Below are 12,432 nucleotides of genomic sequence, written 5' to 3'. Positions count from 1 at the left end.
TTTACACTTTAATACTTAAATAATGCCAAAAACAATAAAAAAAGTAGGTGTTCTTACCTCGGGAGGAGATTCACCTGGAATGAATGCGGCAATAAGATCTGTTGTTCGAACTTGCGCATACCATAATATAGAATGCATCGGAATTTATAGAGGTTACCAAGGAATGATTGAAGGAGACTTCAAAGAAATGGGGCCTAGAAGTGTAAATAATATTGTGAACAAGGGAGGAACTATCTTAAAATCGGCTCGTTCTGTTGATTTTAGAACTCCAGAAGGTAGAAAAAAAGCTCATGAAAATCTTCTGAAAGCTGGGATTGATGCTTTGGTTGTTATTGGTGGTGACGGAAGTTTTACCGGCGGATTAATTTTTAATGCAGAATATGATTTTCCAGTAATGGGAATTCCAGGGACAATCGATAATGATATTTATGGTACAAGTTTTACTTTAGGGTACGATACGGCTTTGAATACTGTAGTAGATTGTATTGATAAAATTCGTGATACTGCAAGTTCACATAACCGCCTGTTCTTTGTAGAGGTTATGGGTAGAGATGCGGGTCATATTGCTCTAAATGCCGGAATTGGTGCAGGAGCCGAAGAAATTCTTATTCCTGAAGAAGATTTAGGTTTAGACCGTTTGTTAGATTCACTTCAAAAAAGTAAAGCTTCAGGAAAATCATCTAGTATAGTAGTTATTGCAGAAGGAGATAAAATTGGTAAAAATGTATTCGAATTAAAAGATTACGTTGAAGCTAATCTGCCTGAGTACGATGTAAGAGTTTCTGTTTTAGGACACATGCAGCGCGGGGGATCACCATCTTGTTTTGACCGTGTTTTGGCCAGCCGTTTAGGAGTAAAAGCAGTTGAATCTTTAATCGAAGGAAAATCAAATTATATGGTTGGTCTTCGTGAAGATAAAGTGACTTTAACACCGCTTGAACAGGCTATCAAAGGGAAATCAGAAATTGATAGAGAATTATTAAGAGTGTCAGACATTATGTCGACATAAACCATATAAAGTTTAAAAAAGGGAGAAGTTTATTGTGAGGAAATTAGACTTTGAATTAGTGTAATAAAACAAAAACAAAAATTTAGTAAAATGTCAAAAGTAAAATTAGGAATAAACGGATTTGGACGTATCGGAAGAATCGTTTTTAGAGAATCTTTCAATAGAGATAATGTAGAAGTTGTTGCAATCAATGACTTGTTAGACGTTGATCACTTAGCTTATTTATTAAAATATGATTCAGTTCACGGTCGTTTTGATGGAACTGTAGAAGTAAAAGAAGGAAAACTATATGTAAACGGAAGAAACATCCGTATTACTGCAGAAAGAAATCCTGCTGACTTAAAATGGAATGAAGTTGATGTTGATGTTGTTGCAGAATGTACTGGTATCTTCACAACTATTGAAACTGCAAATGAGCACATTAAAGGTGGTGCTAAAAAAGTAATTATTTCTGCTCCATCTGCAGATGCTCCAATGTTTGTAATGGGAGTTAACCACGAAACAGCAAAAGCTTCTGACGTAGTTGTTTCTAACGCTTCTTGTACTACAAACTGTTTAGCTCCATTAGCTAAAGTTATCAATGATAACTTCGGAATTGTTGAGGCTTTAATGACAACTGTTCACGCAACTACTTCAACTCAAATGACTGCTGACGGACCTTCTAGAAAAGACTGGAGAGGTGGACGTGCTGCTGCAATCAATATTATTCCTTCATCTACAGGTGCTGCAAAAGCAGTAGGAAAAGTTATTCCTGAGTTGAATGGTAAATTAACGGGTATGGCTTTCCGTGTACCGACTGCAGACGTTTCTACTGTAGATTTAACTGTAAAAGTTGCAAAAGAAACTTCTTACGAAGAAATTATGGCAGTTTTGAAAAAAGCTTCTGAAAATGAATTAAAAGGAATCTTAGGATATACTGAAGATGCAGTTGTTTCTCAAGATTTTATTTCTGACAAAAGAACTTCAATCATTGATGCTACTGCTGGAATCGGATTAAACTCTACTTTCTTCAAATTGGTATCTTGGTATGATAATGAGTACGGATACTCAAGTAAATTGATCGATTTATCTGTGCATATCGCAGGTTTGAAATAATATTTTATATTTTTACAAAATCCCGTTATCGAAAAGTAACGGGATTTTCTTATTTTGTTATGTCTTTAATTAATGTATAAAGTACACTTATTAAAGAAGAACTAATCCAAAAACAAAAAAAAATGAAATTAATAGTTGATAGTGGATCTACTAAAGCCGATTGGATTGCAATTGATGATAATGGAAAAGTATTATTCACGACACAAACTTTAGGATTAAATCCTGAAATTCTTGACGGTCCAGAAGTTATTGCTAGAATTAGTGACCGTTTTGATATCTTACAAAATAAAAATAATGCAACTCACTTGTTCTTTTACGGAGCGGGATGCGGTACTGAAAGAATGCAGAAAGCGTTGACAGAAATCTTTAGAGAATTTTTTGTAAATGCAATTGTAGAAGTTCACGAAGATACTTATGCGGCAGTTTATGCAACGACTCCAAAAGGTCAAGAAGCAATTGTGAGTATTTTAGGAACGGGGTCAAACTGCAGTTATTTTGATGGAAAAGTATTGCATCAAAAAGTACAGTCTTTAGGTTATATTGCTATGGACGACTGCAGCGGAAATGTTTTCGGAAAAGAATTGATCAGAAAATATTACTTCAATAAAATGCCAAAAGAACTGGCGGTAGAATTTGAAAAAGAATATAATCTTGATGCAGATTTTATCAAGAATAAATTATACAAAGAACCAAATCCAAATGCTTATTTAGCAACATTTGCTAAGTTTTTAATCAAACACAAAGACACAGAATTTTGTAGAAAAATTATCTTCAAAGGAATGAAATCTTTCGTTAAGAACTACATCAAACAATTTGATAACTGCAAAGAAGTACCGGTACATTTTGTAGGTTCTATTGCCTTTTATTTAAAAGAAGAATTACAAGAGACGTTTAATAAATATGAACTTCAATTAGGGAATGTATTAAGAAGACCTATTGATGGATTAATTGCTTATCATGTCGCTAATCAATAGTTCTGGTTTTATGGAAATTGCTATTATTGCTCATGATGGCAAAAAGGCAGATTTAATTGATTTTTTGATTAAAAATGAAGCCGTTTTGCACAATGAAAAAATAAGGCTGATTGGTACAGGGACCACAGGGGGAAAGGCAGAAGCTGCGGGATTTAAAACTCAAAGAATGCTGTCGGGACCGCTTGGAGGTGATGCACAGATTGCGGGCAGGGTAGCAGAAGGGATTACTCAAATGGTTTTCTTTTTTAAAGATCCTCTGTCGAGCCATCCGCATGAAGCAGATATTAATATGCTGATTCGTGTTTGTGATGTACATAATGTGCCGCTGGCAACCAATGAAGCAACGGCACAATTATTATTAGATGCTATTGCACTGCGATTATAGAAATTTCTACATTAACATTTTTTGGCAGGCAAGCCACTTGAACCGTTTCACGAGCTGGAGCGGTTTTTTCGTTAAAATAAGAACCGTAAATCGTATTGATTGCGCCAAAGTTGTTCATGTCCATAATGAAGATTGTAGACTTTACAACGTTCTCAAATGTCATTCCTGCAGCCTCTAAGATGGCAGCTATATTTTGCATTACCTGATGCGTCTCATCATGGATATTTTCTGTAACCAATTCACCAGATGATGGATTAATTGCAATTTGTCCAGAAGCATAAAGCGTATTTCCAGATAATACAGCTTGGTTATACGGACCGATAGGAGCTGGTGCTTTGTCGGTAAAAATGATTTTTTTCATAATAATTAGTTTTATTCGATGTTTTATCGGGTAGAAACACTTCGCTTGTTCCATTTAATGTCACTAAGCATTCCTGATTTAATTCCAATAAAGAAATTCCAGTTAGAGTTTGTTCCAAGTGGCTGGTAGTTAAAAGCCATTCGCCAGCTTAATAAATCGCGCTCAAAACGGAATTGAGTAAAAGTAACTCCTTTTTGTACAAAATCGTAACCTGTAGAGACTCCTCCTTTCCATTTAGGAGTAATATCCATATTTATAGAAACCATGAGCGAGTTACCGCTTATTTTGCTCTCTCGGTTGACATTTTGATAGGTCAAAGAATACGCAAGAGTCATGTCCCAAGGAATCTTAGAATTAAAGAATTCGGTAATTACATCATCTTCTTCTCTTTCGGGATCATCAGCAAACTGACTGTTCCTGGTGTCATTCAGATCTGTATTGGTTCCAAACAAGTCATCGTTTCGCCCTCCATTCCGCTGACTCTGTTCATTTTTTTCTTTGCCGCTGCCTTTATTTGAAAACGAATAATTTAAAGTAAGATTCGCACTCGTCATTCTAAATAAACTACCGCCGTTGTCGATATTGTATTTATTAATTCTTACACCAGAATTGTCTATTGCATACGGGTCTAATGTAGCACCAAAGTTCATGTTCAGTTTGTTATCAAAAAACTGAGTTCCACCGCTTATTAAAACAGGAGACCATCCAAGAACTGTTTTTCCGTCTGCGTTAAAATTATAACTCGTATTAAAGTTTAAGTTATTTAAAAGCATTATTTTTTTAGGCTCGGTCTTGGTGCTGTCTTTGTCGCGTACTTTTGCTTCAAAAGTATTGCTTAATGAGAAACCTACGATATTTGAATTGTCTTTACCAGGCTGTCCAAAAATACCATTTTCAAAACGTGTATACTGTCCTGTAATCCTTCCAGAAGCATCAAGGGTATAATCGTCATAATAACGTTCAAAACTCGGCGTATAAGAATAAGTTAAGCTCGGACGCATTACATGTCTGATGGCTTGGATTTTTTTGTCTTCTCCAAAATTAAACGTACCGTAAATAGTTGTTCCTAAATTGGTGCTGAAATTATAAGTTCTAAAAGAATCAAAACCACTAACCGGACTCGAAACAACTTCTCCCTGGGCAGCACTATAATCTTTAGCAATTGTTTTGTTTACCCAAGTTTCCTGATAAGTAGTAGAGGCTCCGGCACTAAAATATTTAAATATTTTAAAGTTGGTACTAATCGGAATAGTCTGCTGCAGTCCAAGCTGTGCATCATTAAACATCTGCGGTTTGAAAAACAAAGAGTCCTTAGTTTTAAAATAGTTTTTACCGCTTACGTTGTACTGTAAGTTGATGTTTTTGATCAAACCTTTCTTTACACCGCTTTTTCCAACAAAAGGATAAATACGGTCAATACTTCCCTGTAATGCAGGCAACGTCATGATGATGTCCTCTGTTTGTGTATTTTGCTGGTGGGTAGCGGTTAACGAAATACGAGACCCTGGAATTGTATTAAAAGTTTTGTTGTAAGAAATAGAAGAGCTTAAAGTATTATTAAGGCTCGAACCTATGTTGGCTTGATTGATAGATCGTTTAAAATATTTACTGCTACCCATGTTGACAGAAGCAGAAAATGTAGAATTTGGGTTTGCTTTTGTGTCTTTAGTATGCGACCACTGAATGTTATAAATGTTTTGTTTGCTGTAATCGGGATAACCTCGCTCACTGTTAATTTGATTTTCAAAACGGATATTTAAATTACCTCGGTATTTATACCTTGTAGCATACGATGATTCGAAACGCGCGGCGTAACTTCCGTTTGTGTAATAATCTCCGAGGACTGTTAAATCATAATTATCACTTAACGCGAAATAATACCCTCCATTCTGCAAAGAGAAACCTCTCGTATTCGAGTCATTATAACTAGGCACAATAATTCCGGAAACACTTTTTTCTTTACTTAAAGGAAAATATCCATACGGAAGTGCTAATGGAGTAGGTACATCGGCAATAACCATTTGCGTTAAACCGGTAACGATTTTTTTACCCGGTACAAATTTGATTTTGCTCGTTCTAAAATAATACTCTGGATTGTCAATATCGGTAGCCGTGGTAATACGAGCACCTTTTAAAAAGTAAGTAGAGTCGTTTTCTTTTTTGGTAACTGCTGCTTTTATATTTAACTCGCCCTGTTTTGTTCTGGAATTGTAAATTAAAGCTCGTTGTGTCTTGAAATTAAATCGGATAGAATCTGGCTGTACTTCATTTTCTGCCTGCTTAAAATTTGGATATTGCACCAGCACACCAGCAGAATCTTTTATTCTTCCAGCATAAACTTCGTCTTTTTCGTAGTTAAGAATAATGATTCCCGACTTTAATTCTACATCTTTGTAGTAAAGTTCGGCTTCATTGTATAAGGTGATCAATTTATTTTTTTGATCAATTTTTGCATAATCTTTGGCCTTGTACCGCACTTTTCCATCCAAAAAAGTCTTTTTGGGCTTAACAGTATCCAATTTAATGGTGTCAGTTACGATGCTGGCGGCTTTATCTGTTTGTTTTACAGCAGGTAAAGGTTTTTTTTGATTTTTTATTTCTTGAGAATATAATTTACCACATCCTATAGTTAGGAAAAATGATATTAAAACGATATTAAATAAGTTTGTATGCAAAGGTTTAAATACTATTTTTGTAAAATTATGGCTTGTTTTTTGACATGTCAAACTTACATATAATTTTTTGTCAAAAATAATCAATTGCGAAAATTATAGATGCTGCGTTTTATAAAAATTAACTTTTAGATTTATGAATAGAATTAACAAAATTAAGGTAATATCTACTTTTTTTCTAACGATACTCTCATTTTGTGCTTACAGTCAGTCAAATGTTTTTAAGGTAACACTTGATGCAGGACACGGAGATCATGACTTTGGCGCTGTTTACAGCGGCCGGATCGAAAAAAATATTGCTTTAGCTATTGTCTTAAAAGTTGGTAAAATTTTAGAATTAAATCCAAATGTTAATGTTATCTACACCAGAAAAACAGATGTTTTTATTGATTTGGTAGAAAGAGCCAACATTGCAAACAGAGCCAATTCGAATATTTTTGTTTCCATTCACTGTAATGCCAATAAAAATACAGCAGCAGACGGAACAGAAACCTATGTGATGGGTTTAACTAAATTAGCATCAAATCTTGAAGCGGCTAAAAAAGAGAACTCGGTAATTACTTTAGAGAAAGACTACCAGCGTAAGTATGAAGGTTACGATCCAAATTCGCCAGAATCAATGATCGGAATGACTTTAATGCAGGAAGAATACTTAGATAATAGTATTTCGCTGGCAACTTACATTGAAGATAATTTTGAGAAGTTAGGAAAAAAACTTCGTCAGGGAGGTGTTAAACAAGCGCCTTTTATGGTATTGCATAAAGCCTATATGCCAAGGGTTTTGGTAGAAACAGGATTTGTATCGAATCCGACCGAAGGAAATATTCTGAATTCTGAACAAGGACAGGACGATATAGCCAAAGCGATTGCCGAAGCTATTTTGAGTTACAAACGAGAATATTTTGGTTCCGGAGCACCAGAAGCACCGGAGAGTCGGCCCATAAGAGATACTTCAACTCCGGCTAAACCAAAAGCAGCACCTGTGGCAGCTGTTAAAAATGCGCCAAAAGGAACATTTTTTAAAGTACAGCTTATAGCAAGCATCAAAAAAACAGCTTTAGAACCTAAGAATTTTAAAGGCTTGAAAAACGTAACCATGATTTTTGAGAATAATATTTATAAATATTTCTACGAAGAAACTTCGGATTACGAACAGGCTAAGAAATTTCTGCAAGAAGCTAAGAGTAAAGGATATGGGGCAGCATTTTTGACCGCAACAAAAGACGGTGAAAAAATCAGTATTCAAGACGCGATCAAATAAAAAGCGCAAGTTCGAATAATTATATTAATTTTGTACAAACACTAAGAATTTTGAAAGTAACAAGAGAAATTAAAACGGCTATATTAGTCATTGCGTCAATTTTATTATTTATCTGGGGATATAGTTTCTTAAAAGGCAGAGACCTTTTTACAAATTATAAAGTATTATACGCTGAATATGATAATGTTGAAGACCTGTCAGCTTCGGCTCCAGTAACACTTAACGGATTAGCAATTGGAAAAGTAAGTAAAATTACAATTGATAATGCAACTGGAAAATTACTGGTTGAATTACAGATTAAAACAGATTTTCCAATTTCTAAAACAAGTAAAGCAGTAATTTACTCTCCAAGTTTAATTGGAGGAAAGCAGATAAAAATCGTTCCTAATTTTGCAGATACTGAAGAAGCAGAAGACGGTCAGAAATTATTTTCTACAGTAGAACTTGGTTTAACTGATTCGTTAGGAGGTAAAATAGAACCTACACAGCAAAAATTAGAGAGAATGCTGGTGAGTATTGATACTTTGGTTCACGGATTAAACAATGTTTTGGATAAAAAAGGTCAAGCTGATATTAAGAAAACATTGGCTGAGCTAAGTCAGACTATGGAGCAGTTTCATAAGGCTGGAGGAAGCATAAACAATATTTTGGACACTAATAAAGGGCAGATTAACGGAGTGGTTACAAACTTCAATAAAATGTCGAGTAATTTTTCTAAAATATCAGATTCATTAAATAAAGCAGATTTAGGTAAAACAGTTAAAAACTTAAATCAGACATTAGCAAAAGTTGATTTGTTAATGAACAATTTAAATTCTGGGAAAGGTACAGCAGGAAAAATTCTTAACGATGATGCGTTGTATACTAATTTAGCAAAAACTTCAAAAGAGTTAGAGTTATTGTTACAAGATGTTCGTCTTTACCCAACACGTTATGTAAATGTTTCTCTTTTCGGAAAGAAAAACAAACCTTATGTAGCACCAGCAGAAGAAACAAACTCAACTGATAAAAAATAATTATAAATGAGTTATTTAGATAATATTTTATTTGCCATACTTCTAATAGTTGGTTTCGGCTTTTTTGCAGCGAGCGTGAAAAAGATCTACCGAAACATTAATCTGGGAGTTGATGTAGATCGAAAAGATAATCCGAAAGCTCGTTGGACAAACATGGCATTGATTGCCTTAGGACAATCAAAAATGGTGAGACGCCCTGTTGCTGGAATTCTGCATATTTTTGTATATGTAGGTTTTATAATTATTAATATTGAATTACTTGAAATAATCATAGACGGATTATTTGGAACACATCGAATTTTCGCACCGTATCTAGGTGTTGTTTATAATGTTCTAATCGCGTCTTTTGAGATATTAGCAATCCTTGTGATTTTTGCGGTTACCGTATTTTGGATCAGAAGAAACTTTATTAGATTAAAGCGTTTTATTCATTCGGATCTAAAAGGATTTCCAAAAAGCGATGCGAATTACATCTTGTACTTCGAAACCGTTTTGATGATTTTATTTTTATTGATGAATGCCGCCGATTTTCATTTGCAAAATGTTCCAGGAGGTTATTCTCATTTTCATAAAGCAGGAAGTTTCCCAATCAGTCAATGGATTGCACCAATTTTTAACGGAACATCAAACGAATTAGTTGGATTGTTATACGAACTTTTTTGGTGGCTGCATATTGCTGGTATTTTAGTTTTTATGAACTATTTATACTTCTCCAAACATTTGCATATTCTTTTAGCATTCCCAAATACTTATTTTGCAAACTTAAAACCAGAAGGACAGTTTGATAACTTGGCTTCGGTTACTAAAGAGGTGAAATTAATGATGGATCCAAATGCAGATCCGTTTGCGGCAGCGCCTGTAGACGAAAATGCAGTGCCTTCTAAATTTGGGGCAAGTGATGTTCAGGATTTAAACTGGGTGCAGCTATTAAATGCTTACACTTGTACAGAATGCGGACGCTGTACTTCAGCTTGTCCAGCGAATCAGACAGGTAAAAAATTGTCTCCTCGTAAAATTATGATGGATACTAGAGATCGTTTGACAGAAGTAGGAAAAAATATTGATGCCAACAAAGGTGTTTTTGTTCCAGACAACAAAACACTTTTAAACGATTATATTACTCCAGAAGAATTATGGGCTTGTACGTCTTGTAATGCGTGCGTAGAAGAATGTCCTGTAAATATTAGTCCGCTGTCTATTATTATGGACATGCGCCGCTTTTTGGTGATGGAGCAAAGCGCTGCGCCAATGTCATTAAACGCTATGATGACCAATATTGAAAACAACGGTGCGCCTTGGCAGTACAGTCAGCAAGACCGTCTGAATTGGAAAAACGAGAATTAATAAAATTCTTTAGTAATAATACAAGAATTGAGATTTCAGAATAAAATTTGAAACTTTAAGCTTTAAACAAAGAGAGAGAAATGTCAGAAAGTTTAGTAGTACCAACAATGGCAGAAATGCTTGCCGAAGGAAAACAACCAGAAGTTTTGTTTTGGGTTGGCTGTGCAGGAAGTTTTGATGATAGAGCAAAAAAAATTACCAAAGCATTTGTGCGTATTTTGAATCGTACCAATGTTTCTTTTGCAGTATTAGGTACAGAAGAAAGCTGTACGGGTGATCCTGCAAAGAGAGCTGGAAATGAATTTTTGTTTCAAATGCAGGCGATGATGAATATCGAGGTTCTGAACGCTTACGAAGCAAAAAAAATCGTAACAGCTTGTCCGCACTGTTTTAATACTTTGAAAAATGAATACCCAGAATTGGGCGGAAATTATGAAGTGATTCACCATACAGAATTTTTAAAATCATTAATTGATGATGGAAGACTTACTGTTGAAGGCGGTCAGTTTAAAGGGAAAAAAATCACTTTTCACGATCCTTGTTATTTAGGCAGGGCAAATAAAGTGTACGAGGCACCTAGAGATTTAATTCAAAAATTAGATGTTGAATTAGTCGAAATGAAACGTTCTAAATCCAATGGTTTATGCTGTGGAGCAGGCGGTGCACAAATGTTTAAAGATGCCGAGCCTGGAAATAAAGAAGTAAACGTTCTTCGTACAGAAGATGCGTTAGAAGTGCAACCTGATATTATTGCTGCAGGATGCCCGTTCTGTAATACAATGTTAACAGACGGAATTAAACATGCGCACAAAGAGGGCGAGGTAAAAGTAATGGACGTTGCGGAGTTAATCGCGAATGCGCAGGATTTGTAAAAAGGGGCTGAGGGACTAAGTTGCTAAGTTTTTTAACTTGAAACTTGAAACCTGAAACTTGAAACTTTTTAAATCTAAAATCAACAATTTAAAATCTAAAATTAAAAATGTATATACCTTTTGAAAATTTACCAGGTGAATCCAGAATTTGGATTTATCAGTCAAACAGAAAATTTTCTGAGGAAGAATTTTCTGAGATCGAAACCGATTTAAAAGCTTTTGTAGAAGAGTGGGCTGCACACGGTACTAGTCTTGAAGCTTCTTATTTATTAAAATACAACCGATTTATTATTCTGGCTGTAAATCAGGATGTGCAGGCTGCAACAGGATGTTCTATAGATAGCTCTGTAGAATTTATTCAAGGTTTAGAAAAGAAATACGACGTTGATTTACTTGATAAAATGAACGTGACTTTTAAACTAGGCGAGCATATTGCGCACAAACCATTAATTGATTTTAAGAAAATGGTCAAAGATAAAGCCGTAACAGGAAATACAATTGTATTTAATAATCTAGTTACTAATATAGAAGAATTTAATGATGCTTGGGAAGTTCCTGCCGCTGACAGCTGGCACAGCAGGTTTTTCTAGAATTATTCTATGATGATATTTTAAAAGCAGGAAATTTATTTCCTGCTTTTTTTTTTCGATTTAATCAATATATTTTTCTCTATATTTACCTCTCAATTAAGAAGAAAAATAGTTATAAATTTAAATAGTTTTATGAAAGAACAAATTAAAAGTGCAGCTAAAATTACAGCTAAATCATCTTTAAAATGGATTACAATTGTGTTATTGGGTAATTTGGTTACCCTGATCTGTTTTTTAATTATCATGTTTCAAAATATCAGTCTGGCCGGCGGCGGGCATGGTAATGTATATACACTTATCGTGAATTTGTTTTTTCAGAATATCTGCGGGTTTCTTTTGTTTGTCGGCGCACCGCTTTTTGCTGTGGGGTATTTTATGATTGCTAATAAAGTAGCAATCCAAACGGTAATACATCAGGTTTGGGAAAATAATGCATCAAAATATATTGAAGATAAAGTAATTCTTTTGGTAGATAAATTAACAGCTTCTCATAATGTAACAAATTCTATTTCGAATGCAGCGATGCTTCGATTGAAACTTTTGGAAGCAAATAAAAAGGATAAAGAAAGTTCGATGATAAAGAAAAAGGCAATAGGTTATTTGTTTAGCAAAATTCAATTGGACGATATTGATTTTAGTAATGAAAACTTAAAGCTTTCAGAAATTATTTCTGCAAAACTTAATAAATTTATTTCAGAAGCTGTTGAGCCTTCTTTTTTGTTTTTCTGGCTTTTAGTGTCTTTTCAACTGATTTTGATTATTGCAGCGCAGTTTTTAAATTAAGATTAATTTTTGAATATAACAGACCCGGCAAGTTTTTAGTAATTTGGCGGGTTTTTTATTTCTGATGAAA

At 34.5% G+C, this 12,432-nt stretch carries 12 protein-coding genes; 10 read left to right on the top strand and 2 right to left on the bottom strand.

What is annotated here, in order from left to right; genetic code table 11:
• The first annotated feature begins 22 nt into the window (after positions 1-22).
• From pfkA to C4F50_RS16530, 4 genes are all read left to right on the top strand, one after another.
• Positions 23-1,009, top strand: coding sequence for a 6-phosphofructokinase (gene pfkA, locus C4F50_RS16545; RefSeq protein ID WP_194139764.1), 987 nt, complete (start codon positions 23-25; stop codon positions 1,007-1,009).
• Between the two features lie 90 nt (positions 1,010-1,099).
• Entirely contained in the window at positions 1,100-2,104 is a 1,005-nt protein-coding gene (gene gap / locus C4F50_RS16540) for a type I glyceraldehyde-3-phosphate dehydrogenase (RefSeq protein ID WP_035683135.1), read from the top strand.
• A gap of 122 nt (positions 2,105-2,226) precedes the next feature.
• Positions 2,227-3,078: an N-acetylglucosamine kinase gene (locus C4F50_RS16535; RefSeq protein WP_194139763.1), complete on the top strand. Its 852-nt coding sequence runs from the start codon at positions 2,227-2,229 to the stop codon at positions 3,076-3,078.
• Between the two features lie 10 nt (positions 3,079-3,088).
• Entirely contained in the window at positions 3,089-3,463 is a 375-nt protein-coding gene (locus tag C4F50_RS16530; protein WP_194140293.1) for a methylglyoxal synthase, read from the top strand.
• On the opposite strand, the gene C4F50_RS16525 is transcribed toward C4F50_RS16530, so the two are convergent.
• Both C4F50_RS16525 and C4F50_RS16520 read right to left on the bottom strand, forming a co-directional pair.
• Entirely contained in the window at positions 3,444-3,824 is a 381-nt protein-coding gene (locus C4F50_RS16525) for a RidA family protein (protein ID WP_194139762.1), read from the bottom strand. The genes C4F50_RS16530 and C4F50_RS16525 overlap by 20 nt on opposite strands.
• Positions 3,825-3,847: 23 nt before the next feature.
• The gene (locus C4F50_RS16520) at positions 3,848-6,550 is read right to left on the bottom strand and encodes a putative LPS assembly protein LptD (RefSeq protein WP_194139761.1); all 2,703 of its coding nucleotides are present in this window, start codon (positions 6,548-6,550) and stop codon (positions 3,848-3,850) included.
• Positions 6,551-6,632: 82 nt separating this feature from the next.
• Here C4F50_RS16520 and C4F50_RS16515 point away from each other — a divergent pair, with 82 nt between their 5' ends.
• The 6 genes from C4F50_RS16515 (at position 6,633) to C4F50_RS16490 (ending at position 12,362) form a co-directional block, all read left to right on the top strand.
• Entirely contained in the window at positions 6,633-7,757 is a 1,125-nt protein-coding gene (locus C4F50_RS16515; protein ID WP_194139760.1) for an N-acetylmuramoyl-L-alanine amidase family protein, read from the top strand.
• Positions 7,758-7,807: 50 nt separating this feature from the next.
• Positions 7,808-8,773 carry an MlaD family protein gene (locus C4F50_RS16510; RefSeq protein ID WP_194139759.1) on the top strand — a complete coding sequence of 322 codons (966 nt, stop codon included), beginning with the start codon at positions 7,808-7,810 and terminating at the stop codon, positions 8,771-8,773.
• Between the two features lie 6 nt (positions 8,774-8,779).
• Entirely contained in the window at positions 8,780-10,117 is a 1,338-nt protein-coding gene (locus C4F50_RS16505) for a 4Fe-4S dicluster domain-containing protein (RefSeq protein ID WP_194139758.1), read from the top strand.
• Positions 10,118-10,197: 80 nt separating this feature from the next.
• Entirely contained in the window at positions 10,198-10,989 is a 792-nt protein-coding gene (locus C4F50_RS16500; RefSeq protein ID WP_125722835.1) for a (Fe-S)-binding protein, read from the top strand.
• Positions 10,990-11,096: 107 nt separating this feature from the next.
• Entirely contained in the window at positions 11,097-11,579 is a 483-nt protein-coding gene (locus C4F50_RS16495) for an ABC transporter ATPase (RefSeq protein WP_194139757.1), read from the top strand.
• A gap of 132 nt (positions 11,580-11,711) precedes the next feature.
• Entirely contained in the window at positions 11,712-12,362 is a 651-nt protein-coding gene (locus tag C4F50_RS16490; protein WP_194139756.1) for a hypothetical protein, read from the top strand.
• Positions 12,363-12,432: the final 70 nt, after the last annotated feature.

It is taken from the genome of Flavobacterium hungaricum (assembly GCF_015182285.1).
Lineage (GTDB): Bacteria > Bacteroidota > Bacteroidia > Flavobacteriales > Flavobacteriaceae > Flavobacterium > Flavobacterium hungaricum.
This window is presented reverse-complemented; position numbering and strand designations above follow the sequence as displayed.